At 32.2% G+C, this 26,042-nt stretch carries 29 protein-coding genes and 1 pseudogene; 17 read left to right on the top strand and 13 right to left on the bottom strand.

Annotation, left to right across the window (positions count from 1 at the left end):
- From ACODSB_RS13290 to epsC, 4 genes and pseudogenes are all read right to left on the bottom strand, one after another.
- Positions 1 to 472: pseudogene (locus ACODSB_RS13290) on the bottom strand (hypothetical protein); the annotation flags it as partial.
- Positions 473 to 619: 147 nt separating this feature from the next.
- Positions 620 to 1,606, bottom strand: coding sequence for an aldo/keto reductase (locus ACODSB_RS13285; protein ID WP_488937399.1), 987 nt, complete (start codon positions 1,604 to 1,606; stop codon positions 620 to 622).
- A 167-nt stretch (positions 1,607 to 1,773) separates the two neighbouring features.
- A complete protein-coding gene (gene cysM / locus ACODSB_RS13280) occupies positions 1,774 to 2,661 on the bottom strand; it encodes a cysteine synthase CysM (protein ID WP_053473644.1) in 888 nt (295 codons plus the stop codon).
- A 1-nt stretch (position 2,662) separates the two neighbouring features.
- On the bottom strand, positions 2,663 to 3,454 hold the full coding sequence (gene epsC, locus ACODSB_RS13275; protein WP_488937398.1) for a serine O-acetyltransferase EpsC: 792 nt from the start codon (positions 3,452 to 3,454) through the stop codon (positions 2,663 to 2,665).
- A 190-nt stretch (positions 3,455 to 3,644) separates the two neighbouring features.
- Here epsC and ACODSB_RS13270 point away from each other — a divergent pair, with 190 nt between their 5' ends.
- The gene (locus tag ACODSB_RS13270) at positions 3,645 to 4,346 is read left to right on the top strand and encodes a DUF1003 domain-containing protein (protein ID WP_180861274.1); all 702 of its coding nucleotides are present in this window, start codon (positions 3,645 to 3,647) and stop codon (positions 4,344 to 4,346) included.
- Positions 4,347 to 4,361: 15 nt separating this feature from the next.
- On the opposite strand, the gene ACODSB_RS13265 is transcribed toward ACODSB_RS13270, so the two are convergent.
- On the bottom strand, positions 4,362 to 4,628 hold the full coding sequence (locus ACODSB_RS13265; protein ID WP_488937400.1) for a DUF2752 domain-containing protein: 267 nt from the start codon (positions 4,626 to 4,628) through the stop codon (positions 4,362 to 4,364).
- Positions 4,629 to 4,750: 122 nt separating this feature from the next.
- On the opposite strand from ACODSB_RS13265, the gene ACODSB_RS13260 reads away from it, so the two are divergent.
- Together ACODSB_RS13260 and ACODSB_RS13255 are read left to right on the top strand one after the other, a co-directional pair.
- Entirely contained in the window at positions 4,751 to 4,936 is a 186-nt protein-coding gene (locus ACODSB_RS13260) for a hypothetical protein (RefSeq protein WP_488937397.1), read from the top strand.
- Positions 4,926 to 5,477, top strand: coding sequence for a DUF8465 domain-containing protein (locus ACODSB_RS13255; RefSeq protein WP_488937396.1), 552 nt, complete (start codon positions 4,926 to 4,928; stop codon positions 5,475 to 5,477). The genes ACODSB_RS13260 and ACODSB_RS13255 overlap by 11 nt, the downstream gene beginning before the upstream one ends.
- Before the next feature lie 120 nt (positions 5,478 to 5,597).
- On the opposite strand, the gene ACODSB_RS13250 is transcribed toward ACODSB_RS13255, so the two are convergent.
- On the bottom strand, positions 5,598 to 6,608 hold the full coding sequence (locus ACODSB_RS13250) for a hypothetical protein (RefSeq protein ID WP_053473638.1): 1,011 nt from the start codon (positions 6,606 to 6,608) through the stop codon (positions 5,598 to 5,600).
- Between the two features lie 86 nt (positions 6,609 to 6,694).
- Between ACODSB_RS13250 and ACODSB_RS13245 the strand changes: the two genes are divergently transcribed.
- Positions 6,695 to 7,819: a cysteine desulfurase family protein gene (locus tag ACODSB_RS13245; protein WP_488937395.1), complete on the top strand. Its 1,125-nt coding sequence runs from the start codon at positions 6,695 to 6,697 to the stop codon at positions 7,817 to 7,819.
- A gap of 227 nt (positions 7,820 to 8,046) precedes the next feature.
- Here the strand turns inward: ACODSB_RS13245 and ACODSB_RS13240 are convergent, their stop codons facing one another.
- Together ACODSB_RS13240 and ACODSB_RS13235 are read right to left on the bottom strand one after the other, a co-directional pair.
- Positions 8,047 to 8,619 (bottom strand): L-threonylcarbamoyladenylate synthase, encoded by a 573-nt coding sequence (locus tag ACODSB_RS13240; RefSeq protein ID WP_053473636.1) that lies wholly within the window; start codon positions 8,617 to 8,619, stop codon positions 8,047 to 8,049.
- Positions 8,620 to 8,658: 39 nt separating this feature from the next.
- A complete protein-coding gene (locus tag ACODSB_RS13235) occupies positions 8,659 to 9,735 on the bottom strand; it encodes a DegT/DnrJ/EryC1/StrS family aminotransferase (protein WP_488937394.1) in 1,077 nt (358 codons plus the stop codon).
- A 251-nt stretch (positions 9,736 to 9,986) separates the two neighbouring features.
- Between ACODSB_RS13235 and ACODSB_RS13230 the strand changes: the two genes are divergently transcribed.
- Genes ACODSB_RS13230 through ACODSB_RS13200 form a run of 7 tightly spaced genes read left to right on the top strand, consistent with a single transcriptional unit; the run spans position 9,987 to position 15,761 of the window.
- Complete coding sequence (locus tag ACODSB_RS13230) at positions 9,987 to 10,217, top strand: phosphopantetheine-binding protein (protein WP_053473634.1); 231 nt, start codon at positions 9,987 to 9,989, stop codon at positions 10,215 to 10,217.
- 4 nt (positions 10,218 to 10,221) lie between these two features.
- Positions 10,222 to 11,277, top strand: coding sequence for a 3-oxoacyl-ACP synthase III family protein (locus tag ACODSB_RS13225; RefSeq protein WP_488937393.1), 1,056 nt, complete (start codon positions 10,222 to 10,224; stop codon positions 11,275 to 11,277).
- Positions 11,274 to 12,374 (top strand): aromatic ring-hydroxylating oxygenase subunit alpha, encoded by a 1,101-nt coding sequence (locus tag ACODSB_RS13220; RefSeq protein WP_053473632.1) that lies wholly within the window; start codon positions 11,274 to 11,276, stop codon positions 12,372 to 12,374. The genes ACODSB_RS13225 and ACODSB_RS13220 overlap by 4 nt, the downstream gene beginning before the upstream one ends.
- On the top strand, positions 12,361 to 13,104 hold the full coding sequence (locus ACODSB_RS13215; protein ID WP_488937392.1) for an SDR family NAD(P)-dependent oxidoreductase: 744 nt from the start codon (positions 12,361 to 12,363) through the stop codon (positions 13,102 to 13,104). Before ACODSB_RS13220 ends, ACODSB_RS13215 begins: the two co-directional genes overlap by 14 nt.
- Before the next feature lie 7 nt (positions 13,105 to 13,111).
- Entirely contained in the window at positions 13,112 to 14,122 is a 1,011-nt protein-coding gene (locus ACODSB_RS13210) for a 3-oxoacyl-ACP synthase III family protein (RefSeq protein ID WP_488937391.1), read from the top strand.
- Positions 14,122 to 14,757 (top strand): acetyltransferase, encoded by a 636-nt coding sequence (locus tag ACODSB_RS13205; RefSeq protein WP_488937390.1) that lies wholly within the window; start codon positions 14,122 to 14,124, stop codon positions 14,755 to 14,757. Before ACODSB_RS13210 ends, ACODSB_RS13205 begins: the two co-directional genes overlap by 1 nt.
- Before the next feature lie 38 nt (positions 14,758 to 14,795).
- On the top strand, positions 14,796 to 15,761 hold the full coding sequence (locus ACODSB_RS13200) for a glycosyltransferase (protein ID WP_488937389.1): 966 nt from the start codon (positions 14,796 to 14,798) through the stop codon (positions 15,759 to 15,761).
- Between the two features lie 3 nt (positions 15,762 to 15,764).
- Here ACODSB_RS13200 and ACODSB_RS13195 read toward each other — a convergent pair whose 3' ends face one another.
- Positions 15,765 to 16,784: a glycosyltransferase family 2 protein gene (locus tag ACODSB_RS13195; protein ID WP_488937388.1), complete on the bottom strand. Its 1,020-nt coding sequence runs from the start codon at positions 16,782 to 16,784 to the stop codon at positions 15,765 to 15,767.
- Positions 16,785 to 16,903: 119 nt separating this feature from the next.
- On the opposite strand from ACODSB_RS13195, the gene ACODSB_RS13190 reads away from it, so the two are divergent.
- Positions 16,904 to 17,767: a hypothetical protein gene (locus tag ACODSB_RS13190; protein WP_180861246.1), complete on the top strand. Its 864-nt coding sequence runs from the start codon at positions 16,904 to 16,906 to the stop codon at positions 17,765 to 17,767.
- 3 nt (positions 17,768 to 17,770) lie between these two features.
- On the opposite strand, the gene ACODSB_RS13185 is transcribed toward ACODSB_RS13190, so the two are convergent.
- On the bottom strand, positions 17,771 to 18,844 hold the full coding sequence (locus ACODSB_RS13185) for a glycosyltransferase family 4 protein (RefSeq protein ID WP_488937387.1): 1,074 nt from the start codon (positions 18,842 to 18,844) through the stop codon (positions 17,771 to 17,773).
- A gap of 85 nt (positions 18,845 to 18,929) precedes the next feature.
- Between ACODSB_RS13185 and ACODSB_RS13180 the strand changes: the two genes are divergently transcribed.
- Positions 18,930 to 19,700, top strand: coding sequence for a Kdo domain containing protein (locus ACODSB_RS13180; protein WP_488937386.1), 771 nt, complete (start codon positions 18,930 to 18,932; stop codon positions 19,698 to 19,700).
- On the opposite strand, the gene ACODSB_RS13175 is transcribed toward ACODSB_RS13180, so the two are convergent.
- The 3 genes from ACODSB_RS13175 to ACODSB_RS13165 all read right to left on the bottom strand — a co-directional run bounded on the left by ACODSB_RS13175 (position 19,678) and on the right by ACODSB_RS13165 (position 22,456).
- Entirely contained in the window at positions 19,678 to 20,466 is a 789-nt protein-coding gene (locus tag ACODSB_RS13175) for a glycosyltransferase family 2 protein (RefSeq protein WP_488937385.1), read from the bottom strand. The genes ACODSB_RS13180 and ACODSB_RS13175 overlap by 23 nt on opposite strands.
- A gap of 2 nt (positions 20,467 to 20,468) precedes the next feature.
- Complete coding sequence (locus ACODSB_RS13170) at positions 20,469 to 21,533, bottom strand: glycosyltransferase family 9 protein (protein WP_488937384.1); 1,065 nt, start codon at positions 21,531 to 21,533, stop codon at positions 20,469 to 20,471.
- Between the two features lie 107 nt (positions 21,534 to 21,640).
- The gene (locus ACODSB_RS13165) at positions 21,641 to 22,456 is read right to left on the bottom strand and encodes a 2,3,4,5-tetrahydropyridine-2,6-dicarboxylate N-succinyltransferase (protein WP_488937383.1); all 816 of its coding nucleotides are present in this window, start codon (positions 22,454 to 22,456) and stop codon (positions 21,641 to 21,643) included.
- Positions 22,457 to 22,729: 273 nt separating this feature from the next.
- Here ACODSB_RS13165 and ACODSB_RS13160 point away from each other — a divergent pair, with 273 nt between their 5' ends.
- The 4 genes from ACODSB_RS13160 (at position 22,730) to ACODSB_RS13145 (ending at position 25,845) form a co-directional block, all read left to right on the top strand.
- Positions 22,730 to 23,362 (top strand): PAS domain-containing protein, encoded by a 633-nt coding sequence (locus tag ACODSB_RS13160; RefSeq protein WP_291153069.1) that lies wholly within the window; start codon positions 22,730 to 22,732, stop codon positions 23,360 to 23,362.
- Between the two features lie 138 nt (positions 23,363 to 23,500).
- Positions 23,501 to 23,734, top strand: coding sequence for a hypothetical protein (locus ACODSB_RS13155; RefSeq protein ID WP_488937382.1), 234 nt, complete (start codon positions 23,501 to 23,503; stop codon positions 23,732 to 23,734).
- A gap of 76 nt (positions 23,735 to 23,810) precedes the next feature.
- On the top strand, positions 23,811 to 24,227 hold the full coding sequence (ruvX, locus tag ACODSB_RS13150) for a Holliday junction resolvase RuvX (RefSeq protein WP_488937381.1): 417 nt from the start codon (positions 23,811 to 23,813) through the stop codon (positions 24,225 to 24,227).
- A gap of 124 nt (positions 24,228 to 24,351) precedes the next feature.
- Complete coding sequence (locus ACODSB_RS13145; protein WP_256634123.1) at positions 24,352 to 25,845, top strand: malate:quinone oxidoreductase; 1,494 nt, start codon at positions 24,352 to 24,354, stop codon at positions 25,843 to 25,845.
- The last annotated feature ends 197 nt before the right edge of the window (positions 25,846 to 26,042 follow it).

Raw genomic sequence — 26,042 nt, 5'->3', positions numbered from 1 at the left:
TAATTATAAAAATGTAGCTTAACTTTTTCTCCAGTTTTTGTTTGCATATCCAAGCGGCAGCTAAAGGTCTGCGTGCAACATCACAAGTTGAAGTAATATTCCATTTTGTATTAAATATTTCTTGTTGTATAGCATAGGAGTTGACTTTTGCTAAAAATTCAGTCCTGTCGATTTTTAAAGAATAAGGAATATACTTTTGAGGTCCTCCGCAAGTTTTTTTTCCTATTGCTATAAAATCCCACTCTCCAGAGCAAGCAGAATTGCTGTCTGAAAGTGCAATAATTTCATCATACAATTTTTCTAAATTTTTAGAATCTTCATCTTGTGTAGAATCTTCATTTTTTAATGATTCTTTTTTTTGCGTGTTTAAAGAATCTTGAAGTTTAATTTCACTGTCTGAATCACATGCAGTAAAACTTAAACAAATCATAAGGGTAATTAAGCTAATTTTCTTCATGGTTTTGATTTTCATGCAAAGAAGAAAGTTTTAGGCTTAAAACACAGCTACTAAAAGATTGTAAAATAATAAAATAAGACAAAATTTAAACTTAAAGCAGAAAAAAATTAAATGTAGATCTTTTTCTGCTTTAGTTTTTTTTGGGAATTGTTGATGAATCTTTTACCAAAGATGATGTACATCTTGTTTTATATACTTTTCGTAAATTTTATTCATTTCCGAAATTTTCTCCGAACTTAATTTTGGTAAATCATACACTGATAAATTAGACAGCACATGACTTTCTTTTGAAGCTCCGGGAATAATACAGCTAATTTCGTTAAAACTCAAAATCCATTGCAAAGCAATAGGAGCAAGGTTTGCAGTTTCCGGAAACAAGGCTTTTAATTCTTCAACAGCTTTTAAACCTAAATCATAATCGATTCCTGAAAAAGTTTCGCCTTTATCAAACGCATCTCCGTTTCTGTTGAAATTCCTATGATCTTGTGCGTCAAAAGTAGTTTTAGCATCAAATTTACCCGTTAAAAGTCCGCTTGCAAGAGGAACTCTCGCGATGATACCGATATCTTTCTTTTTAGCTTCAGAGAAAAATAATTGTGACGGACGCTGGCGAAATAAATTAAAAATAATCTGAACAGTCGTTACATTCGAATATTCGATTGCTTTTAAAGCTTCTTCGACTTTTTCGACACTCACGCCCAAATTCAAAATTTTACCCTGATCTTTCAAACGATCAAACATTTCAAAAATTTCAGGTCGGTAATACACTTCTGTTGGCGGACAATGCAGCTGAATCAAATCTAAAGTTTCTAATCCGGTTCTTTTAAGGCTGTCTTCAACAAATTTCTGAAGCACTTTTGGCTGATATCCATCATTCACATGCGGATTAATCTGACGCCCGCATTTTGTCGCAACATAAATACGTTCAGAACGTGAACGAACTACTCGTCCAACAGCAGTTTCGCTTAATCCGTTTTCATAAACATCAGCAGTATCTATAAAATTTACGCCGTTGTCAATTGCTGTGTTGATCAGTTCATCAGCAGTTTTATCGTTAAATCCTGAACCCCATTTTCCTCCAACCTGCCAGGTTCCAAGTGAGATTTCAGATATATTAAAGTTTGTTTTTCCTAGTTTTCTGTAGTTCATTTTCTTTTAAGTTGCAAAGGTTCATAGTTACAAAGTTGCAAAGGTTTTTGTAGAGGCGCACAGCAGTGCGTCTTTTAGGAAGTTATAAGGTATTGTAAGTAGTTTATAAAAAACTTAGCTCCCCTAACCCTTTTTCCCTTTGAACCTTTGTCGCTTTGACCCTCTTTTTAATCAAACAAATCCGAAGACAAATATCTATCACCGCGATCGCAAATAACAGCTACTATAACGCCAGATTCTAATTGTTCTGCGAGTTTTAAAGCTACGGCAACAGAGCCGCCGCTGCTCATTCCGGCAAAAACACCTTCTTCGAGCGCTAATCTTTTAGTCATTTCTCGTGCTTCTTCTTCGCTGACATCTATAACAGTATCTACTTTTGAAGCATCAAAAATTTTAGGTAAATATTCCTGAGGCCATTTACGAATTCCCGGAATTTGAGAACCGTCGCTTGGCTGTGCGCCAATAATTTGAACAGCAGGATTCTTTTCTTTTAAATAAGTCGAAGTTCCAATGATAGTTCCTGTAGTTCCCATTGCCGAAACAAAATGCGTTACAGTTCCATCAGTATCATTCCAAATTTCAGGCCCGGTAGTTTTGTAATGCGCTTTCCAGTTGTCATCATTTGCAAACTGATTTAGCATGATATAACCGCCCTCAGCCACTTTTTTGTCGGCATAATCCCTTGAACCAATAATTCCCTCTTCAGCGGGCGTTAAAATAACTGTAGCGCCATACGCACGCATGGTTTGTGTTCTTTCTTTCGTAGAATCTTCCGGTAAAATTAATTCTATCTCTATTTGAAATAATTGAGCAATCATCGCAAGAGCAATTCCGGTATTGCCGCTTGTTGCTTCAATTAATTTATCTCCTTTTTTAATTTCTCCTCTTTCAAGCGCTGCAGCAATCATGTTATATGCTGCTCTGTCTTTTACACTTCCACCAGGATTATTTCCTTCCAGTTTCAGTAAAAGCTTAACGTTTTTATTCTTAACCAAATTGACGGTTTCCATTAATGGAGTATTTCCAATTAGGTTTAGTAACTTCTGTGGACCCATTTTATTTTTTTTCTTTTATTTTAACTTCTGTTGTGGTGGTATTAAGTACAATCGAATCTTCGGGAATTGATTTAGTAATCCATGAATTACCGCCAATAATACTATTTTTTCCAATGATGGTTTCCCCTCCTAAAATCGTTGCATTGGCATAAATGCACACATTTGCTTCAACGGTTGGATGTCTTTTCGCGTTTTTCATATCTTTGCTTACACTCAAAGCTCCAAGCGTAACACCCTGATAAATTTTAACGTGTTTTTTAATAACGCTGGTTTCGCCAATAACAATTCCTGTGGCGTGATCTATAAAAAATGGCGAAGCAATATCGGCACCGGCGTGAATATCAGTTCCGGTAATTCTATGTGCATATTCGCTCATTAATCTTGAAAAAAGCAATAAATCTAAATGATACAATTCGTGGCTTAATCTGTAAATGGCAATGGCATAAAAGCCCGGATAGGCTAAATAGACTTCATCAATGCTGTTTGATGCAGGATCATTTTCAAGAATATATTCGGCATCCTGATTTAATTTTTCTAAAACGCCCGGAAGTTTTGCTACAAATCTGTCCCAGATTGATTCGCATAAATTTTGAGGTTTTTTGCAGGCTAAAACGGCTATTTCTTTAAAGCGGATTTCAAGTTCATCGATACTTTCGTCAAGAGCAGCATTTGAATCAAAAAGAGTGTAAAAAAGCTTCTCGGTAAAATCTTCAGTTTTGGTTTTGATACCGTAGTTTATATTAGAATGGCTTTTTAGAGCCTTAATATTTTGTATGATATTGTCTTTAGTCACAATAGTAAAATTGAGTGGATATTTTAAAACGTTAAAAGTAAGGTGTTTTTTGTAAATAAGGACATGATTTAACGAAAGAAATTTTGCTTTCAGAATTGTATTTGTGATAAATAAAAGATTAATAAATGCTTCTGTTTTATATGATTCTTAAGAAGTTAATTGTGTAAATTAGCGGATAAAATCTACAAAAATGAAAAATAATTCAACTTTTAAAAGTTCGATTTCTGATATTTCTTTTCCCGAAAGTGAGAAAATTTCCGGTAATTCTATCCACGATCCCATTTTAGGCCTTATTTTAAAAGATCATCCTTCATTTTGTGATGATGACTCTATTTCGGTTCAGGAATTGAATGAATACCGTCAAAAATATATTTCTAATTATTTATCAACTGAAATTGGAACACTTTCTGACCTTGAAAAAAGTGTTATTTCTTCTTTAAAAGAAGATAAATCAATTGTAAGTATTGTTGAAGATGAAGATGAAAAAAGAAGTTTCGGTCAAAAAATAGCCGATAAAGTGGCAGATTTTGGCGGAAGCTGGACTTTTATTATTTCGTTTATAGCTTTTATTGTTGTCTGGATTGGTTCTAATGTTTATTTTTTACTGGATAAAGGTTTTGATCCGTATCCGTTTATTTTATTGAATTTGATTTTATCTTGTATAGCCGCACTTCAGGCGCCGGTAATTATGATGAGCCAAAACCGTCAGGAAGAAAAAGATAGAAACCGTGCCAAAAAAGATTATATGATTAACCTGAAATCTGAATTAGAAATAAGAATGATTCACGATAAAATCGATCATTTAATTATGCACCAGCAGCAGGAATTAATCGAAATTCAGAAAGTTCAAATTGAGATGATGAATGATATTTTAAATCAGGTTAAGAAATAAAACAGACCTAAAATATTAAAGATAAAAGTGTTTGTAGTAATAACCCACACACATAAAAATGATATTTATCCCGGCAGCTTTCCAGATGATTTTTTGGTAGTTTCTGGATTTATCCAAAAAATATAAAGCCAGTAAAATTAAAAATAAAAGGGTAGTGTAGATGGCCGGATACATCTTAAAAGCGGCCGAAAATTCGCCTTGAAAAAGTAAGAATAGAGAACGTTGAAAACCACAGCCCAGGCACTCAATTCCGAAGAGTTTTTTGAATAGGCAGGGGATCATATATTTCTCTAAATTCACAGCGTAATTTTTTACAATTTTACAAAAAAATATTCGATAACATTTCAGAAGAAAGAAACTTCTATTTTAAAGTTTTATACTTTTGGATTTTTAAACTTTAGAAAATGAAAGCTTTTAAAATTTTAATTATGATTCTTGCCATTTCAGTTGCATTATATGAGCAGGTTTCTGATGATAAAAATATCTATGTAATGGTAATTGCAATTGCCATTTTTATGTATGGAATGATGCAGTTAAGCGCAAAAACGCCGAGTAAAAATCAAGAAAAAGAGGAGCAGGATGTTGACTAAAGGAGATAAAGTTTCGGTATTAGACGAAGCAATAAACGGAACAGTGGTTTCGGTTAAAAATAAAGAAGTTTTAATAGAAACTGAGGATGGATTTACGATGACATTTTTTGTCAATGAATTGCTTAAAATTCAGGATTCCAGTAATTTAATGAATTCTATTAAAAGAATTGATTTAGAAGAGGTTTCAAAAGAAAAAGCAGAACCGAAACCACGAAGTTTTGTCAAAGAAAAGAAAGATAAACGCGAAATTGCGGCTCCAGAATTTGATTTGCACATTGAAAAACTGGTTCCAAATAAACGCGGAATGTCAAATTATGATATCCTGACACTGCAGACAGAAACGGCAAAAAGACATATTGAATTTGCGATTAAAAACCGCATTCCAAAAATCGTTTTTATTCACGGTGTCGGCGAAGGAATTTTAAAAGCCGAACTTGATTTTTTATTGGGTCGTTATGACGGAATTGATTTTCAGGATGCCAATTATCAAAAATATGGCTTAGGTGCGACTGAAGTTTATATTCGCCAAAACAATAAATAAAAGAATTTTTAAGACTTAAAATTCTTTATTTTTAAGCATAAAAAAACGTCTGTTTTTTGAATCTGATTTAATAAAAAACCGGATCAAAAAACAGACGTTTTTTGTAAGAATATTTTTTTGCTATTTTTTGGACGTTGGTGCTGTTACTGGAGGATCAGTTATTGTACCAAGAACAAAATTATCTGCTAAATAAAAGCTGCTGTTTCCTTTTTTAAGAGTAACATTTTTTATGGTAATAGTATGCTTGTAAACAATACTTGTTGTACCTGTTGCTGTTGTTGTAACTTCAACAATACCTTTGTTATCTGCTACGCTATTCCATACTGTGCTTATAGCTGGTGCTGAAGGTGCCGGGGTTATACAAAAGTACGAGCTGGTTAAAGTCCCTGTATTAGATTTAAAAGTAGTATAATTTATATTGTTTGCTGCTGCTGTTATTGCTGCAGATCTTGTACCTACTACTTGTTTAATAAGTGTCTGGTCCAGATTATTAACCTGCATAAAAGAAGTTGGATTAAAATTATAAACTTGTTTCTTATCTGTACATTGTAATGCCGGAGTTGTAAAAGTCAAATATAGCGGATCTGGTGAAGTTGTGTAATTTCCAAAAACAAATTCTTCTTCTGTTTGTGGACCTGCAGGTTTTAAGAAAGTAATATTTCTAAAAACAATTTGATGATTGTAACCTGTAATTCTTGTACTTCCGTCAGTTTGGCTTTTATCTCCTGTAACTTGTGATGATGTAATTTCAATTATACCTGCTGTAGCCTGCCATTCTTCTGTTACATTTGGTGTTCTTGGCGGTATTGTACCACAAATATTATCAACTGCAACTTTACCGTCGTAAGCTCTGTAAAGTACACGATAAGTTGAATTATTTATATCGTAAGTAAGCGGATCACCATCTGGTGTAGCATCGTTTTTAATACTGTTTGCCGGCAGCTGAAGTATTAATGCTTCCTGAGTTTTTAATTTATAAATTAGAGTTGGAGCAGTTTCGTCAGTACTTGAATTAGGACATTTTGCCGAAGTCTGAATATCTTCAAAATTAATTGTATCTACAGTTAAATCGCCGTCGTCGCATCCGTTTAACAAAAGAGCCAATATTAAAAGGCTTACATATTTTTTCATCGTAATTTTATTTGGGTCAAAAATAGTGAAAAATTTGGCAAATGAACTTTTAGATTAGACAATTGATATTTCATAACTTTGCATCAATGAAAAAAGTATACCTCGATAACGCCTCAACAACCGCTATGCGACCTGAAGTCATTCAGGAAATGACTAAAATTATGGCAGAAGATTTTGGTAACCCGTCTTCTACGCATAGTTTTGGACGAAATGCTAAAACAGTTTTAGAACTTTCAAGAAAAAGTATTGCCAAACATTTAAATTGTTCTGCGCAGGAAATTATTTTTACTTCTGGCGGAACAGAGGCAAATAACTGGATTCTGAGATCGGCTGTTGAAGATTTAAAAGTAGAGCGTATCATAACTACAAAAATTGAACATCATGCTGTTTTGTACAGCGTTTTGGCATTGCAGTCAGATTACAATATTCAGGTTGATTATGTAAATGTTAATCAAGACGGAAGTATTGATTTAACGCATCTTTCTAATTTACTTTCTGATGAAAAGAAAACCATTGTTAGTCTAATGCACGTAAACAACGAAACTGGAACTGTTTTAGATTTGGATAGAGTTGGGGTGATCTGCAAACAATACAATGCTTTATTTCATTCAGACACCGTTCAGTCAATTGGAAAAACTGAAATCGATCTTCAAAAAACTCCTGTAGATTTTATTTTAGCAAGTGCGCATAAATTTCACGGACCAAAAGGCGTTGGTTTTGCTTTTATTCGAAAAAATTCGGGTTTACAGCCTTTGATTTTTGGCGGAGAACAAGAAAAAGGTCTTCGCGCCGGAACAGAAGCCGTACATCAAATTGCCGGAATGGCAAAAGCGTTGTCTCTTTCTTATGAAAATTTAGACACAGAAAGAGATCATATTTCTGATCTTAAAAAATATCTTATAGAACAATTGGAACTTAATTTTCTGGGTTTTAGAATTAACGGAAAAAAAGACGATTTTTATAATATCATCAATATCACGTTACCTTTTTCTTCAGATAAAACTTCAATGCTTTTATTTAGTTTAGATATGAAAGGAATTGCAGTTTCAAGAGGAAGTGCCTGCCAGTCCGGAAGTATAAAGCCTTCACATGTTTTAAAAGAAATGCTTTCGGAGGATGATTTAAAATTACCAAATCTCCGAATTTCATTTAGTCATTATAATACAAAAGAAGATATCGATTGGTTGATTGAGAGTCTGAAGGTTGTTTAGTTTTTAGGTGCAAAGATTCAGAATTGCTAAGGGGCTAAGCGGGTGTAAAAAAACTTTAGTTAAAAAAATAATCACAAACATTGTCATTTCGACGAAGGAGAAATCTCCACGAGAAACTCGACAAAGATTGGATTTTTGTTACGGAGTTACTTGCGGAGATTTCTCCTTCGTCGAAATGACAAAACTAGGTGTTAAAAAATCTAAAATCTACACTCTTAAATCTAAAATTACTTACGAATAACTTTTACCTGCGAGTCGTTTGTTAATTTGATAATTGTCGATGGTTTTCCAGCGATTTTATCCTGATTTAGTTTTACTACATAATCAACACCTTTAATGATTTCGGGATTTATGTCTTTGAAAGAAATAGGAGTAGGCTGCCCTGAAATGTTTGCAGAAGTCGAAACCAATGGTTTTTTCATTCTTTCCATTAACTTGAAACAAAAAGGCTCTTTTACCAATCTTATTCCTAATGATTTATCGGCTGCAATAATATTATGTGCAACGTTTCTGGCTTCGTCTAAAATTAGAGTGGTTGGTTTTTCAGATAAATCCATAATCTGCCAGGCCACTTCCGGAACGTTTTTAAAAACGTTGTAAATCATTTTTTCTCCATTCATTAAAACAATCATGCTTTGTGTTTCGGCGCGTTGTTTTAGTTTGTAGATTTTGGCAACAGCTTCAGGATTAGTAGCATCACAACCTATTCCCCAAACGGTATCTGTAGGGTAAAGAATAATGCCGCCTTCTTTAATCACTTCATAAGCATTGTGAACTTCAGTATTTATATCTTGATTCATGACCTAAATATTTTAATAATAACAGAATAATGCTCTGTATTACAATGTTTGTGTATTTATAATTTGAGTTATATTTTTTAAATCTGCTTCAGAAATTCCCACATAAAGTGGTAAACATAAAATTCTTGATGCGATAGATTCAGAAACAGGCATTTTTTCTCCTTTTGTATATTCTATAGTATTCAAAGAAGGATAAAAATAACGGCGGGGAATTATATTGTCTTTTGCTAAAGCTTCCAAAACTTTTAATAAAGTTTCTTCAGAATCTAAAATTACAGGATAATAACTATAATTCCATTCTGTATTTTCTCTTATTTTTAAAGTTTTTACAGTATTGAAATTTAAATTGTTATTATAAAAATCAACTACTTTTTTTCTTTCAGAAATAATATGATCCATATAAGGAAGTACCGCCAGACCCAATGCTGACTGTAACTCAGAAATTTTAGCATTTATCCCCAAACCATGAAAAGCCAAAGGACCATTGTGTCCAAAATTATGACTGTAATAAAGCTGATGAAAAATAGCAGCATCGTTGCAAAACATAGCGCCGCCTTCTCCAGTATGAAATAATTTAGTAGCATGAAAACTACAAGTGCTTACATCGCCAAAATTAAATACAGACTGATTGTCGAATTTAACTCCAAAACAATGTGCAGCATCATAAATAACTTTTAGATTGTGTTTTTTTGCAATATTTTCGATAGTAACAACATCACAAGGATTTCCAAAAACATGAGTTGCTAATATTGCAGTTGTTTTGGGTGTTATTGCAGCTTCAATTTTGGTTTCGTCAATTGTTAAATAATCCGGATTGATATCTACAAATACAGGCTTACAGTTTTCCCATACAATTGCCGCAGATGTGGCAACATATGAAAATGGTGTTGTAATGATTTCACCGCCTTCTCCAAAAAGTTTTAAGGCAATTTGAATAGGAATTGTACCGTTATTAGTAATTATCAAATTAGAAACGTCAAGAAGATTTTTAAGCTTATCTTCTAATTCTAAAGTAAGTTCGCCTCTATTTGTTAGCCAAACTTTATCCCATGCACGTTTTACATAAGAATTATATTCTTCTTGCGGGGGCAAAAAAGTTTTGGTTACAGGAATCATTTAATTATGGATTTAATGAGTTTAATTTATCATTACGGATAAACTATTGTTATATTTGCGGGGTAAAATTAGGAAAAGAAACCTTAATTTTTGACATAACTGAATATTATAACATTTTAAGAAGTAAAACTTTTGGTTAACCTGATTGGTAAACAGGAAGTTAAAGTTTTTAATCCAATTAATAAGGATGTGTTTTTGATATTTGGTATGATTAATGTAAAAAATGAACACAAAATAAATTTAATATTACTATGGAAATCAACGCTTTTTTGAAAAATTTTGCAGATATTTTAGATGATACAGATGCAGCTTTAATCACACAGGAAACTGTTTTTAGAGATTTAGATGAGTGGAATTCATTAACAGCGTTATCATTAATTGCAATGGCAGATGAAGAATACGATGTAAAATTAACAGGAGATGAAATTAAATCTTCAAATTCATTAAATGACATCTTCGAAATAATTAAAAATAAAGCATAATTAAATGGCAGCTTTTTCAGTAAATGATATTGCAATAAAAGGTATTTCCTGCTGTGTTCCTAAAAATAAGGAACTGAATGTCGATTTAGATATATTAACATCAGAAGAAATTCAAAAATTTATTGAAGCAACCGGAGTTGAAGAACGACGTATTGCTACAAAAGAAATTTGCACATCTGATTTATGCTGCGAAGCCGCCGAAAAGCTTATTAAAGATTTAAATTGGCAGAAAGATGAAATTGAAATCCTGGTTTTTGTTTCTCAGACTGCCGATTATATTTTACCAGTTTCTGCCGCTATACTTCAGGACAGATTAGGTTTGTCTACTAATTGTATTGCTTTTGATGTTCCGCTGGGATGTTCTGGTTATGTGTACGGAATGTCTATTATTGCCGGAATGATGAAAGCGACCGGTTTAAAAAAAGGTTTGCTTTTAGCCGGAGATACAAGCAGTAAACTGTTATCTAAAAATGATAAAAGTACGGTTCCGCTTTTTGGTGATGGAGGAAGTGCCACTGCATTTGAATTTGATGAAAAAGCAGAAAATTTACTTTTTGATTTAGGTACAGATGGTTCTGGATATAAAGCCATAATTGTTCCTGACGGAGGATCAAGAAACAGAATAAATGAAGATTCTCTTATTGTAAAAGATATTGAAGAAGGAATCAGCCGTAATGCCTGCAATTTGGTTCTTGACGGAATGGATGTCTTTGGTTTTGGAATTTCACAAGCTCCTAAAACCGTAAAAAAACTTGTTGAAAAATTTGAGATTGATATTGATAAAATAGATCATTTTGTATTTCATCAGGCCAACTTGATGATGAATAAAATGATTGTCAAAAAATTAAAACTGCCGGTTGAAAAAGTTCCTTATTCCTTAAAAGAATTTGGAAATACCTCTTCTGCCACAATTCCTTTAACTATTACTGCCGAATTAAAAGAGAGTTTAACAAACGCTTCTAAAGATTTAATAGTTTGCGGATTTGGAGTTGGTTTATCTTGGGGAACAGCAAAAATTAAGCTGGATAATGTTGTGATTTCTGATTTAATAGAAATATGATAAAGAATCTGGATTATATAGACGATGAAGTTTATTTAAAAGAAAAATCCTTGTTTTTTAATGAATCCTGGATTTTAGCAGCTCACAAAAATGAACTATTAAACAACAACGATTTTGTAACTTTTGAATACTACGGCGATAAAATTTTTATTCAAAATTTTAATGGCACCATAAAGTCTTTTCAAAACGTTTGTCTTCACAGATTTAATACGATACACGAAGAACCTTTTGGAAACAGGGTTTCATCTTGTTTGTATCATAATTGGACTTACGGAAAAAAAGGAAACGTTGTGGGTTTAATGTGCCGAAATTCTTTTGAAAGAGACCATATAAACGAGTTAAGACTTAAAGAATATGAAGTTGCCTTTTGCGGCGATTTTATCTTTTTAAAATTAAACGATAAGTTCGACAAAACTTTAGAGCAGTATTTAGGCAATATTTTTACACCACTTGAAGAAATAAGCCAGCATTTTGGTTCAAAAACAATCGATTATACAATTGAGCATAAAGTAAACTGGAAACTTTTGATAGAAAATGTTCTGGAATGCTATCATTGTACGTCAGTTCATGAAAATTCATTTGCAAAAATGGGATTCGGATCTGTTCCGCCAGAGAAATTTGATTTTTTTGATGCACACAGCTGGTGCGAATTTCCAAAAGGCGAAGATGTAAAACCAAATAAGATTATCGAAAAATCTTTGGCAGGAAGAACTTTTAAAACGCAGGGATATCTGCATTTTTATCTTTATCCAAATGCATTTGTAAGTTCAGTTGAAGGAAAAGGATTTTATTTAGGATTTATGCTTCCGGAATCTTCTTCAAAAACAAATTTAAGAGTACGCTATTTTGCTCCAAAATTTGAAAAAGAACTAAGCGAATCAGAACAAAATATTATTGATTTTATAAATACAAGTTCAAACGATTCTTTGGATTTAGTTTTAAATGAGGATAAAAAAATTGTAGAAAATATTCAGTCTAACTTAAAAAACTTTAAAGACCATTCGCCAATATTTGGCGATGAAGAATTTAGAATTTTAAAGTTTTACGAATATTTTAATAAACAAAAGAACAAAAGCAAATACAATGAATCCATTTGATTTATCAGGAAAAAAAATTTTAGTAACCGGAGCATCTTCGGGAATTGGTTATGAAACTTGTTTAGCAATTGCAAGGCAGGGCGGAAGTTTTATAGCAATTGCAAGACGTAAAGATTTTTTGGAAAAATTAATAGAAGAATGCGGAAGTGAAAATAGTTTCATAGCGGCAGATTTATCTCAAATGGAAGATATTAAATCTATTGTTGATACAATCGAAAATGTTGACGGAATTGTGCATTCGGCAGGAATCGTGTCTTTGGCGCCTGTTAAATTTTATTCAGAAGAATTAATGAATGAAATGCGAAGCATCAATTTTGATTCGATTGCTTACTTGGTTAATTTGATTTTTAAAAAGAAGAAAATTAATAAAGGAAGTTCCATTGTTTTGGTTTCTTCAATTGCCGGTTTATTCGGTATGAAAGGAAACGGAATTTATGCAGCAAGCAAAGGCGCATTAATTGCGATTTCTAAAGTTTGGGCAAACGAATTTGCATCAAGTAAAACTCGTGTAAATTGTGTTTCACCAGGAATGGTAAAAACAGAAATTACTTCAAAATCTATTGAAGATTTATCTTTAGAAGTAATTCAGCAGGATGAAAAAAAATATCCTTTAGGATATGGAGATCCCGTTCAGGTTGCCAACCCAATTGTGTTTTTGTTATCTGACGCAAGCAGCTGGATTACCGGACAAAATTTAGTATTAGACGGCGGAAGGACTTCAACCATATAATTTGAAGATGAAAGCAAATATTAAAGCCATATCATATTATTTACCTGAAGAAATTTTATCTAACGATTTAATTAATCAGGTATTTCCAGAATGGGATATTGAAAAGATAAGTTCAAAAACGGGAATCAATTCCCGACATATAAGTGCTGGTGATGAATTTTCATCAGACATGGCTGTTAAAGCCGCAGAAAAATTATTTGCAGAACATAATATTGATCGATCTACTATTGATTATTTGTTGTTTTGTACGCAAAGTCCTGACTATTTTTTACCTACAACCGCTTGTATTATTCAGGATAAATTAGGATTAAATACTTCAGTTGGAGCTTTAGATTTTAATTTAGGATGTTCTGGTTTTGTTTATGGATTAAGTTTAGCAAAAGGTTTAATTGCTGGTGAAATGGCAAAAAATGTTCTGTTGATTACTTCAGAAACTTATTCAAAATTTATTCATCCAAAAGATAAAAGCAATAAAACTATATTTGGAGATGCCGCCGCGGCAACTTTAATTACAAGCGACAAAGGTTTTTGTTCAGTAGGTAATTTTATTTTTGGCACCGATGGAAAAGGGGCAGAAAACCTAATTGTAAAACAAGGCGGAATGCGTTTTCCGGTTTCAAATGAAAATGAAGATATTCAGGATGAATTTGGAAACGTGAGAAACGATAAAAATTTGTTCATGAACGGAACTGAAATTTTCAATTTTACAGGTGAATTTGTTCCGAAACTTACAGAAGCTATTTTAGACAAATCAAACTTATCTAAAGATGATATCGACTTGTTTATCTTTCATCAGGCAAATAAATACATGCTGAATCACTTAAGAAAAAAAATAAAAATCCCTGAAGAAAAGTTTTTTATTGCAATGGAACATTGTGGTAATACAGTTTCATCAACCATTCCAATCGCTTTATACGAAGCTCAAAAACAAGAAAAACTAACTACTATTAAAAATTTAATATTAGCTGGTTTTGGAGTAGGATATTCCTGGGCTGCCTGTAACTTAATTATAGAATAATGAAAAATTTAGTAATAGTAGGCGCAAGAGGATTTGGACGTGAAGTTTATGACCTTGCGACACAATGTTCTGGTTATAATCTCGAATATGTAATAAAAGGTTTCCTTGACGATAAGGCTGATGCGCTTGATGGTTTTGAAAATTATCCTTCGATTATTTCTTCTGTAGAAGATTATAAAATTGAAGAAGATGATGTTTTTGTCTGCGCATTAGGAACTGTTGCATGGAAAAAACATTACGCCGAACTGATTATAGCAAAAGGAGGCAGGTTTATTAACTTAATTCATCCCTCTACAAAATTAAATACAAATGCTGTTGTGGGAACTGGTTTACTGGTTTTCATGTATGCAAATATCAGCAATGACTGTATTATCGAAGATTTTGTAACTATACAAGGATATGTTGGTCTGGGACATGATACTAAAATTCGTAAATGGGCGCATTTAAGTTCTTATTCTTTTACGGGAGGTTTTGTTGTTTTGGAAGAAGAAACGACCCTTAATACCCGTGCAACTGTGCTTCCGCGTGTAACTGTTCGCAAAGGCGCTACAGTTGGTGCCTGCAGTCTTGTAATCAAAAATGTAAAAGAGAATACTACCGTTTTTGGTATTCCGGCAAAGAAGCTAGACTTTTAGAATACAATAAAAAAAATAAAAAACCGAAATACTATTTCATGAGAGATCAAAACAGCATTATTTTAAATTGGACTGGCGATATACAAAAACCCATCGTTAGTATTTTATGCGATACTTTTAATCATGAAAAATTTATTACAGAAACTTTAGAAGGTTTTTTAAGTCAGAAAACGACATTTCCATTTGAGATCATTGTACATGATGATGCTTCAACAGATAATACAGCCAGTATTATTACTGAATTTGCCCAAAAATATCCCTTAATTATTAAAACCGTTTTACAGAAAGAAAATCAATATTCTCAAAAGATTAATTTTTGGAGTGATATTACTTTTCCCATGGCGCAGGGAAAATACATCGCCTTATGCGAAGGAGATGATTATTGGATCGATGAATTAAAATTGCAAAAGCAAGTAGACTTTTTAGAAAGCAATCCTGATTATGCAATTACATGGACAGATTTCCTTACCAAAAAAGAAACAGAATTAATTACTAATGATTTCAGCAGTACGTTACCTGCTGTTTATACGATTGATTTTAATACACTCTTTCAGCCTTATTGTACTTATACCTTAACAAGTCTTTTTAGAAAAGAAGCCGTTGATCCTTTAGATTATAAAAAATTCAAGTGCGGAAAAGATAATACACTTTATGCATTAGCACTTTGCAATGGAAAAGGAGCGTTTCTAAATTTTCAAGGCGCAGTGTACAGATGGCATTCAGGCGGGGTTTATTCCTTAAAAACACCTTTTTTCCAGCGTTATTCTTCTTATTTAAATATAAAAGAAATACTTGAAAACATTCCGCAGGCCAGAACTAATAACATGAAAAAAGTTATGGCAACTTTATTGAAAGCCTCAGCGTTTGAAGCTTTAAAATTGCGCAAAACGGATCAGTATAAAACTATTGAAGAACCTGAGAAAGCTATAAATGAATTTTTAGACAAAGCTAATCTGTCATTAAAAATGAAATATCTGTGGCGTTATATTAAAACAAATATTTAATTATTACTTCCCGGTTAAGGATTTAAAATAGAGAATCACTTTATCAACGAAGTTTATTTTTTGGAATAATGAACCTTCGTTATTTTTCAAATGTTTATAAAATGAAAGTTTATAAGAACCTGCATTTCGAACAATGCGGATTAAATTTTTAGTGATATGTTTTTGAAAAATCTCATGATTAAAATATCCCAACTTTTCATTTTGCAAAAGCAGGAATTTTGAAGCATTTATAGTTTCGATAATTTCTTCTGGAGAAAGCCCCTTTTTGAACGAAACAGCATTTAGGTAAAAATCAATTTTTGGATCGGCAGGATTAATTTCAAGCGCCGCCAATTGATTTACTTTAACTCTTTTTACAGATCGGTTTACATTATCAATTTTTGTTTTACTGATGTTATTATTGTGCTGTCTGTAATTTAATAGAGATTCAGGAATATTATAAAAGTTAGTTTTAGCCAATAATCTGCTCCATAAATCGTAATCCTCAACGGGAACATAGTCGTTATCGAATTTTAAATCACCTAAAACTTCTTTCTTAAACATTACAGTTGGATTCCCAATGTTACAACTGTGTAAAAAAGATACTTTGATAGCATCTGGATTTGTGTTATGCTTTATGATTTTATCTTTTTTTGATCCAAAAAAAGTAAACCATGTTCCGCAGACTCCAATTTCAGGATTCTTTTTTAATACTTCAATTTGTTTTTCAAAACGGGTTGGCAAAGCAATATCATCAGCATCCATCAATGCAATATAAGTGCCTTTTGCAGCGTTAATACCTTCATTCCTAAGGTTTGCAGGTCCAACATTCTGTTCTTTGTCTATAATAATTATTCGATTATCTTTAGCTTGAAATTTTTTAATTATTTCTAAACTTTCATCAGTAGATTTATCGTTTAATATGATAAGTTCAAAATCTGAGAATGTTTGACTTAAGATACTTTCAATGCTTTCGTGCAAAAATGAAGCTGCATTAAACACAGGAATTATCACAGAAATTTCAGGAAATTGAAGAATTTGCATGGTTTTTGTTTTATAAGGCAAAGATAATGTTTAAGTTAAAATTATCTTAAAAATTCGAAAGCAAATTTCGTAGATAATTTCGGAATGTTTTTATCTTTGCCCCTAACAAATTTAATTAAATGAAAAAAATTCAGGTCGGATTTTTAGTGTCGTATGATTATGAATTGCTTAAAATTGCTATTCCACAAGTATATAAAGAATCTGACTCAATTTTTTTAGCAATTGATAAGGAAAGAAAGACCTGGAAAGGAGAATCTTTTGTTATAGAAGACGATTTTTTTCAATGGTTGAGGACGATTGATGTCGATTCTAAAATAGAAATACTAGAAGATAATTTTTATCATCCGGAACTGACCAGCATGCAGTGTGAAGTTTTGGAACGAAAAATTCTTGCCGATAAAATGGGTATAGGAAACTGGCTCATTCAATTAGATGCAGATGAATATTTTTTAGATTTTAAAGGATTTGTAAAATTTTTAAAGTCAAAAAATCATTTTCTGGATAATCCCGAAAAAAATCAGGTTCAGATTTCTCCATGCCTTATAAACCTTTATAAAAGATTAGATAAAGGAGTTTTGTATGTTAAAAAGCCGACTAAAATCATGGTGGCTACAAACTATCCTAGTTATAAAATAGGAAGACAAACCCGTAAAAGAATCATTTATTTTAAAGGCCCAATTTTACACGAATGCATATCCAGAACAAAAGAAGAACTGGAAATGAAATTTAACAATTGGGGACATGATACGGATATCAATAAAGAAGAATTCCTGAATAAATGGGAAACCGTAAACGAGTGCAACTATAAAAGCATGCGAAACTTCTTTTACATGGAACCGGAAAAATGGAAAAAACTGGCATTTGTGAAAGGTTCAACCTTTAATGAAATCAAAAATAATCTGGACTTTTTTAAAGTTCTGCCATCAGATTTTTTCATTTGGAAAAAAAACGTCGGGCAGTGGTTTAAACATTTAAATAAATAGAATTTATTTTACGATCTCTTTATAAACATTAAAATATTCAGCAGCTGCAACTTTCCAATCGAAACTTGCAGCTCTTTTTTTAAGCTGATTTTCGATTTCGGTTTTATTATTGTCAAAATTCGTTAATCCGCTAAAAAGAATCTCTTTCATATATTCAGGATCAAAATTGTTCCAATAATTAGAAACATCACCTCCAATTTCAGGCAGCGAAGTTTTATCAGATAAAAATACCGGTTTACCAAAACTCATCGCTTCAATTGGCGGAAGTCCAAAACCTTCGCGAATTGATGGAAAAAGAAATGCGGTACAGTTTTTCATATAAAACTGTTTCCCTTCATCAGATACTTTTCCAGTTAAAAAAACCTGATTTTCTAAATTATTATCAGAAATAAGTTTTTTGATTTCTTCACCGTATTTTTTATCGTTATTTCCTGAAATAATTAAATTAAAATCTTTTATGAATTTCATCATATTAATGATCGAACTGTAATTTTTTCTCTCAATAAAATCTCCAATGCAATAAAAGAAAGGCTTGTCAACAGGAACATTTGAAACAAAAGCAGAAGTATCTAAAAGTGTTGAAATTGGGTTTCCGTTATAAATAACATATTCAGGAACATTTGGAACATTAAAATGTTCGTGTGTATGTTTCTTTGCAAATTCTGAGATATAAGTAATCGCAGTAGATCTTTCTAGTTTTTCTGCAAAAAGCTTCTTTAATTTAGGACTTTTATCGTTTGAAACTTCTTCTACAAAATGAATATCGTGAACAGTTAGGAGATAATTAATTTTATGAAAAGGCTCAACTTTAATATTTTGATTTACAGAATGCCATAAATCGTATTTTTTTCGAATTCTAAACAACGGATGTCTTGAAAGACTGCTGTATTTATGGTATTTAAATTTATCCTTAAATTCGTCTTTTAAAAGTTCCGGCTTTGCACTGTTCAGCGTTAATTCGTAATTATCAAAATCTAACGTAGATAATCCTTTAATTAATTCATAATTAAAAGTTCCTAAACCTGATGCTCTGTTGTTGATATTATGCGTTTCTAGAAAGATACTTTTTTGGGACATTATTTTTCTTTTTTTACGAAAGTACAATAATAATTTGAAGTCTTAAATCGTATCCGTATTTTTGTCCCTTTATAAAAAACTACTGATGAATTTTAAAGTAAATCCTTCTTTCGAAAATAATACTCCAGCAATTTTGGTCACCATCAAAACGTTTGGCTCGTCTGGCGAACTTTTTGGAAACGGAGATCGTAATAAGATAAAATTGTTTGATTTAGATGGAAAAAAAATCAATATCAAATCATTTAAAATTCCGAATATAGTTAACAAAATTGCTTACCGATATTTTAGAAAGTCAAAAGCCAGACGTTCGTTTGAATATGCCACAATTTTATTAGAAAAAGGAATTGGAACTCCAGAGCCAATTGCATTTCTTGAAAACTTTAATTTAGTAGGTTTAAAAGACAGCTACTATGCCAGCGAACATTTAATTACAGAGTTGACTTATAGAGAATTGGTAGAAATTCCTGAATATCCTGATAATGATAATATTCTAAGACAGTTTACAAAATTCACTTTTGATCTTCATGAAAAAGGAGTAGAGTTTCTTGATCATTCGCCGGGAAATACATTGATTAAAAAGAACGAAAACAATATCTATAGTTTCTTTTTGGTCGATTTAAACCGAATGAATTTTCATGATAATATGAGTTTCGAACAGCGCATGAATAATTTTAGCCGTTTAACGCCTAAAAAAGAAATGATTGCTGTAATGAGTAATGAATATTCTAAATTCTATACGGATAAATCAGAAACAGAAATTTTTGAAAAAATGTGGCAGGCAACTTCTACTTTTCAGGAAGAATTTGCAAGAAAGAAAAGATTGAAAAAGAAACTTAAATTCTGGAAGAAATCTTAATTTGTTTCTGAATTTTTTTAAGTTCCTGAAAACGAACCGATACACTCAAAGCATTTAAGTAACAGATAATAATTCCCTTTCTTCCGTCTAAAAATCCAAGTCTTAATATATATTGGTTTAAAAACTGATAAACAGGTCTAATATAGAAATGAAAAAAGTTAGGGTTAGTGTTTTTTATTAACTCTTCCTGCGCTTTTAACTGCCCGTAAAAAATCATTTTTTGTTTATAATTTTCGTAATCAGAATAAGAATGGTGTGTTAGTTTGTGCTTTAATTTTTTAGTTTCTCCTTTTACAATTAGTTTTTCGTGCACAATTTTATTGTTATTATAACGTGCATCTTCTTTTCTAAAAAGGCGAATAATTTTATCATTTTGCCAGCCGCTAAAGTACAGTTTCTTGTTTTCGAAGATAAAATCTCTGCGGAAAAAATAAGCAGAAGCACTTTTAGGCTGATTTATTTCTGCACTAATTTCTTGCTGCAGTTCCGGGCTTATTCGCTCGTCGGCATCGATAAAAAGAATCCATGAATTTGTAGCTAAATCTATTGTATAGTTTCGCTGAATCGCAAAATTATCAAAAGTACGCTGTACAATTTTTACATTTTTGTATGTTGACGCGATTTCGAAAGTTTTGTCGGTACTAAAAGAATCAACGACAATTATTTCATCGGCGAAAGCCAAATTATCAAGAACCTCACGTATGTTAGATTCTTCATTATAAGTTATCAGTAAAGCCGATAAAAGTTGTTTTGGAGACGAAATCATTTTTAGCGAATATTTTTTTCTAGAAATGATTCAATTTTGTCTTTAAAAAATTCAGGTTTAAATTCCTGATACAAAGACAAAGCTTCTTTTTTAAGCATTTTTTCAGATTTCTGTTCAAATAAATCAGAACGATAATCTTTTAAATGCACTGATAAATGGTGGATTTCGTCTTCAAACGTAGCCCAGATTTTCTTTTCAATCCAAGGAGAAAAAATGATGAACGAAGGTTTTTCCAAAGCTTTTGCCATATTTATGGCGCCGCCGTCGTTTCCTATAATCAAATCACATTGATTCATAATCGCAATAAACGAACGTAAGTCGCCGCCTAATAAATCAAAATATATCTTTTCCTGAGTCGAAGGTTTACAGGCGTTAAAAACCGTTTTTGCATCTTCAATCTGCTTGGGGAAATAATTAAAAAGAATGTTTACATCAGCATTATCTGCAATATAATCCACTACTTTCGACATGAATTCAAGCGGATACGTTTTTAATTTTTCGCTTCCTAAAAGACTGATCATTACTGTTTTTCTGTCTTTGCGAACATTATGTTTTTCAAAAACTGCTAAAGCTTCCTGATTTTCTTTTTCAGAAACAAATAACTTCGGGATTGGATCTATTTCAACTTTTAAATCTAAAGGTTCTATTAATGAAAGTCTTCTTTCAATAGCCAAACCTAAATTGGTTTTAGGAAAAGGGGCGAAAGGAACATTATCGGTATAAAGAAAATTTCTTCCGGGTTTTTTATAAGAGATTTTTCTTTTGGCGTTGCTTAAAAATACTAATATCCAGCTTTCTAATTTTGAATAGGCATCAATAACCAGATCGTATTTTTCATTTCGAATTTGAAAACCAAGTTTCAATAATTCTTTTTTACTTTTTCGATGTTTTTCTTCAAATAAAATGATGTTGTCAATACTTGAATTGCCTTCTAAAACCGGAGTTGTCGAAGCATAAACCAAATAATCTATTTGAGCATCTGGATAAGCCGTACGCAGATTATTGCAAATAATACTGCTGACTAAAACGTCTCCAATCATTTTTTGTTGAATAACAAGTATCTTCATCTAAAAAGGGAATCTTTTAATTGGTTACAAATTGAAGCAAAAAAAAACCAAATTCCAATCATAATCAATTGGAATTTGGATTTTTTAATTTATTTGTTCTTTATAAATTATACCGCAACGTCGTATTCGCGAAGTGCATTATTTAATGAAGTTTTCAAATCTGTAGATGGTTTACGAGTACCAATAATTAAAGCACATGGAACCTGAAATTCACCGGCAGCAAACTTTTTAGTGTAACTTCCAGGAATTACAACAGAACGTGCAGGAACAAAACCTTTCATTTCAACTGGTTCAACGCCTGTAACGTCAATAATTTTTGTTGAAGCAGTCAAACAAACGTTAGCACCAAGAACAGCTTCTTTACCAACGTGAACACCTTCTACCACAATACAACGAGAACCAATAAAAGCACCGTCTTCAATAATTACCGGAGCAGCTTGCAATGGCTCTAAAACACCGCCAATACCAACACCACCGCTTAAGTGAACGTTTTTACCAATTTGTGCACAGCTACCTACAGTTGCCCAAGTGTCAACCATAGTTCCTTCGTCAACATAAGCACCAATATTTACATAACTTGGCATTAAAATTACTCCGCTTGAAATATAAGCTCCGTAACGCGCCACTGCATTTGGTACTACACGAATTCCTTTTTCAGCATAACCTTTTTTTAGCAACATTTTATCGTGATATTCGAAAATACCAGATTGCCATGTTTCCATTTTTTGAATTGGGAAATACATTACAACTGCCTTTTTAACCCATTCGTTTACCTGCCAAGCGTCACCAACTGGTTCAGCAACACGTAATTTTCCTGCATCAACTAATTCGATAACTTCTCTAATAGCGTCAGTTGTAGTTTGTTCTTGTAATAAAGCTCTGTTTTCCCAAGCTTGTTCAATTATAGTCTGTAAAGAATTCATAGTTTAAATTTTTGGCAAAGATAACGTATTTACGGAAAAGCAAAAAAGTAAACGGAGTTGAAAGTGTTATAAATATAACTTTTTGTTTTTAATTTGATAAATTATGTTTTCTTAATATAATTTCGGTTTTAATAATATACCACTAAAAGTTTTTTTTATATCAAAATATGACAAATGTCAGATTCTTTGCTTTTTCTTCCAGCTACTTTTGCCGGATTAATTCTGAGAAATCAGCATTAAAAATCCAATCCAAACATAAAAAATCTACTAGACATGAATCAGGAAAATCAACTTCGAACCCCAGTAACAGTGATCGATAAAGAAGTTACGTGGGATAAAACGCAGGTAATTATGAGTAAAACAAATGCCTTTGGTATTATTGAATATGCCAATGAAGTTTTTGTTGATGTTTGTGGTTACGAAGATTATGAATTAATGGGACAGCCGCATAATATTATTCGCCATCCCGATATGCCAAAAGTTATTTTTAAAGTGCTTTGGGAAAATCTTAAAAACGGAAAAAACTTTCATGCAATCGTAAAAAATTTAGCAAAATCAGGAAGATATTATTGGGTCATTACAGATTTTGATATTGCAAGAGATGAAAATGGGGTTATTGTAAATTATTTTGGAAGAAGACAAGCTGTTCCGCAAGAAGTAATTGCGATGCATATTGAGCCATTGTATAAAAAGCTGCTTCAAATTGAAGCGGCAAGCGGAGTAGAGTTTAGCGAGAAATATTTGATTGGTTTTTTAGAAGAAAAAAAGAAATCATATGTCGAATATATTAAGGAGTTAATTTACGATCATGAAAAAAATCAGGCAAAGTTTGCTCATTATGAAGAAGAACAAGATGGAGAAGAAGAGGAGCACAGAGGTTTTTTCGGCAGATTGTTTAATCGATAAAATAGAATAATTTTTAGTTTTAAATATTTAGGTTCGGGTCCGTTTTGAGTTTTCAAGGCGGGCCTTTTGGTTTTGAAGAAACATAATGTCTTTTTATAATTGATATTAAATTATCTTTGTAAAATGATTTAAATATTTATGGAAGTAATAAGATTGCAAGTAAAACCAGAAGCTAAAGAAAAATTATTTCAATTTTTAAGAACTTTTTCGTCTGATGAAATAAATGTAATTATTGAAGATGAGGAATTTCATAAAAATAAAAGAAAATTAGAAGTTACAATTGCTAAGATAGAAAATGGGACTGCGAAGTTTGTTACATTTGAGGAAATGGACGAAATACTAGAAAAAACGATTTCAAAATATGAAAAATAATGTCTTTTATTAATGAAATATTTGCGTGAATTAAACACAAATTTTATTTTTCTATCTTTTATAAAAATTTCAAAAAATGCCAAGAATCCTTTCCATAGACTACGGACAAAAACGCACCGGAATTGCTGTTACAGACGAAATGCAGATTATAGCATCAGGTTTAACTACGATTCCTACTCATACTTTAGTTGATTTTCTAAAAGATTATTTTGCTAAGGAAAAAGTAGAAGCAGTCTTAATTGGCGAACCAAAACAAATGAACGGTCAGCCATCAGAAAGTGCATCTATTATTAATGGATTTGTAACCCATTTCTCAAATATTTTTCCAGAAATGAAAGTCATTCGTGGTGATGAACGTTTTACTTCAAAAATGGCATTTCAAACCATGATCGACAGCGGACTTAGTAAAAAACAACGCCAAAATAAAGGGCTTATTGATGAAATTTCGGCAACTATTATGCTTCAGGATTATCTTTCGTCTAAGCGTTTTTAGGTTTATTTGGGATTAAATTTCCATTTTTAGAAAAATTTATAATTTCCTAACTTTTATCATGTAAAAATTAGTTTTTTTTTGCGATTGAAAAAAGTACCTTTGCATTTTAAAACAAATTACTGTTATGCCTGACAATACAATACGTTCCAATAGTGAAGTAGTGCTTATTGGAGCTGGAATTATGAGTGCAACTCTTGGATTAATTTTAAAAGAGCTGCAGCCCGATATAAAAATTGAAATTTACGAAAGATTAGATGTGGCAGCTGCTGAAAGCTCGGATGCCTGGAATAATGCAGGAACCGGACACTCTGCCTTTTGCGAATTAAATTATACTCCAGAAAAAGCAGATGGAAGTATCGATCCCAAAAAAGCAATCAGCATAGCAGAATCTTTTGAAATTTCACGCCAGTTTTGGTCGTATTTAGTACAGGAAAATAAAGTTCCTTCTCCAGAAAATTTTATTAAAAGTGTTCCTCACATGAGTTTTGTATGGGGAGATAAAAATGTTGAGTATCTTAAAAAGAGATTCGAAGCACTTCAAAGCAATCCTATTTTTGCTGAAATGACTTTCAGTACAGATTTTAATCAACTGAAAGAATGGATGCCTCTTGTAATGGAAGGCAGAGAAGAAGGAGAAAAATTAGCGGCAACCCACATGGAAATTGGTACTGATGTTAACTTCGGAGCCTTAACCAGAAGCATGTTTAATTATCTTGAAAAATTAGACGGGGTAACTTTATATTTTAATCACGAGGTTAAAAAACTAAGACAGCGTGAGGATAAATCTTGGAGAATTAAAATCACAGATTTATCTACAGGTCAAAAAAGAAAAGCTTATACCCAATTCGTATTTATTGGAGCGGGCGGCGGTTCATTACCATTATTAGAAAAAGCAGATGTTCCTGAAGGTAATGGTTACGGAGGTTTCCCTGTAAGTGGTCAATGGTTAAAATGTACAAATCCGGAAGTTATTGCAAAACATCAGGCAAAAGTGTACGGAAAAGCAAGCGTAGGTGCACCTCCAATGTCTGTTCCGCATATTGATACACGTGTAATTGATGGCGAAAAAGCACTTCTTTTTGGACCATTTGCCGGATTCTCAACACGTTTCCTTAAAAATGGATCTTATTTAGATTTACCATTATCAATAAAAGCAAACAATTTAATTCCGATGCTTTCTGCCGGATTTCATAATATTCCACTAACAAAATATTTAATAGAGCAGGTTCGTCAGTCTCCAAAAGACAGAATGAAAGCACTACGTGAATATTTGCCAAGTGCACGCTCTAAAGACTGGAAATTAGAAAAAGCAGGTCAGCGTGTTCAGGTAATTAAAAAAGGTGAAAATGGCGGTGGAGTTTTGGAGTTTGGAACTGAAGTTATTACAACACACGACGGAACTTTAGCAGTATTATTAGGAGCTTCTCCGGGAGCATCAACTGCAGTTGCCATTATGGTTGATTTAATCAGCAGATGTTTTACAAACCAAATTAAAACACCGGAATGGGAAGCTAAAATGAAAACAATGATTCCATCTTATGGTAAAACGCTGAATGATAAACCAGAGCTTTTAGCAGAAATGAGAAAACATACAGCAGAAGTTTTAAAAATTAAATAAAACTTCGGTTAAAATAAAAAAGAAGCTGTCTCAAAAGTTGAGACAGCTTCTTTTTTTATTTTACATACTTCCTTGTTCCGTAGGAACATTTCATTGGTAGAAAATTATATTGTTAATACATTACGTTCCTTAGAAACGTTTGATTTTTGAATTGTTTTTTTAACCTGACCTATCAAACGTTCCTACGGAATGCAAAT

Source organism: Flavobacterium sp. FG68, from assembly GCF_057808895.1.
Note: the sequence above shows the minus strand (reverse complement) of the source record. Positions and strands in the feature narration are given on the sequence as shown.

Bases quoted from the DNA above. Each gene is read 5' to 3' on its own strand.
- ACODSB_RS13225 (WP_488937393.1), top strand. From the start codon at position 10,222: ATGGCAGCTTTTTCAGTAAATGATATTGCAATAAAAGGTATTTCCTGC.
- ACODSB_RS13235 (WP_488937394.1), bottom strand. From the start codon at position 9,735: ATGATTCCTGTAACCAAAACTTTTTTGCCCCCGCAAGAAGAATATAAT.
- cysM (WP_053473644.1), bottom strand. From the start codon at position 2,661: ATGGGTCCACAGAAGTTACTAAACCTAATTGGAAATACTCCATTAATG.
- ruvX (WP_488937381.1), top strand. From the start codon at position 23,811: ATGCCAAGAATCCTTTCCATAGACTACGGACAAAAACGCACCGGAATT.
- ACODSB_RS13245 (WP_488937395.1), top strand. From the start codon at position 6,695: ATGAAAAAAGTATACCTCGATAACGCCTCAACAACCGCTATGCGACCT.
- ACODSB_RS13155 (WP_488937382.1), top strand. From the start codon at position 23,501: ATGGAAGTAATAAGATTGCAAGTAAAACCAGAAGCTAAAGAAAAATTA.
- ACODSB_RS13220 (WP_053473632.1), top strand. From the start codon at position 11,274: ATGATAAAGAATCTGGATTATATAGACGATGAAGTTTATTTAAAAGAA.
- ACODSB_RS13255 (WP_488937396.1), top strand. From the start codon at position 4,926: ATGTTGACTAAAGGAGATAAAGTTTCGGTATTAGACGAAGCAATAAAC.
- ACODSB_RS13175 (WP_488937385.1), bottom strand. From the start codon at position 20,466: ATGATTTCGTCTCCAAAACAACTTTTATCGGCTTTACTGATAACTTAT.
- ACODSB_RS13260 (WP_488937397.1), top strand. From the start codon at position 4,751: ATGAAAGCTTTTAAAATTTTAATTATGATTCTTGCCATTTCAGTTGCA.
- ACODSB_RS13185 (WP_488937387.1), bottom strand. From the start codon at position 18,844: ATGTCCCAAAAAAGTATCTTTCTAGAAACGCATAATATCAACAACAGA.
- ACODSB_RS13170 (WP_488937384.1), bottom strand. From the start codon at position 21,533: ATGAAGATACTTGTTATTCAACAAAAAATGATTGGAGACGTTTTAGTC.
- ACODSB_RS13180 (WP_488937386.1), top strand. From the start codon at position 18,930: ATGAATTTTAAAGTAAATCCTTCTTTCGAAAATAATACTCCAGCAATT.
- ACODSB_RS13230 (WP_053473634.1), top strand. From the start codon at position 9,987: ATGGAAATCAACGCTTTTTTGAAAAATTTTGCAGATATTTTAGATGAT.
- ACODSB_RS13165 (WP_488937383.1), bottom strand. From the start codon at position 22,456: ATGAATTCTTTACAGACTATAATTGAACAAGCTTGGGAAAACAGAGCT.
- ACODSB_RS13250 (WP_053473638.1), bottom strand. From the start codon at position 6,608: ATGAAAAAATATGTAAGCCTTTTAATATTGGCTCTTTTGTTAAACGGA.
- ACODSB_RS13265 (WP_488937400.1), bottom strand. From the start codon at position 4,628: ATGATCCCCTGCCTATTCAAAAAACTCTTCGGAATTGAGTGCCTGGGC.
- ACODSB_RS13240 (WP_053473636.1), bottom strand. From the start codon at position 8,619: ATGAATCAAGATATAAATACTGAAGTTCACAATGCTTATGAAGTGATT.
- ACODSB_RS13270 (WP_180861274.1), top strand. From the start codon at position 3,645: ATGAAAAATAATTCAACTTTTAAAAGTTCGATTTCTGATATTTCTTTT.
- ACODSB_RS13195 (WP_488937388.1), bottom strand. From the start codon at position 16,784: ATGCAAATTCTTCAATTTCCTGAAATTTCTGTGATAATTCCTGTGTTT.
- ACODSB_RS13200 (WP_488937389.1), top strand. From the start codon at position 14,796: ATGAGAGATCAAAACAGCATTATTTTAAATTGGACTGGCGATATACAA.
- ACODSB_RS13205 (WP_488937390.1), top strand. From the start codon at position 14,122: ATGAAAAATTTAGTAATAGTAGGCGCAAGAGGATTTGGACGTGAAGTT.
- ACODSB_RS13215 (WP_488937392.1), top strand. From the start codon at position 12,361: ATGAATCCATTTGATTTATCAGGAAAAAAAATTTTAGTAACCGGAGCA.
- ACODSB_RS13145 (WP_256634123.1), top strand. From the start codon at position 24,352: ATGCCTGACAATACAATACGTTCCAATAGTGAAGTAGTGCTTATTGGA.
- ACODSB_RS13285 (WP_488937399.1), bottom strand. From the start codon at position 1,606: ATGAACTACAGAAAACTAGGAAAAACAAACTTTAATATATCTGAAATC.
- ACODSB_RS13210 (WP_488937391.1), top strand. From the start codon at position 13,112: ATGAAAGCAAATATTAAAGCCATATCATATTATTTACCTGAAGAAATT.
- ACODSB_RS13160 (WP_291153069.1), top strand. From the start codon at position 22,730: ATGAATCAGGAAAATCAACTTCGAACCCCAGTAACAGTGATCGATAAA.
- ACODSB_RS13190 (WP_180861246.1), top strand. From the start codon at position 16,904: ATGAAAAAAATTCAGGTCGGATTTTTAGTGTCGTATGATTATGAATTG.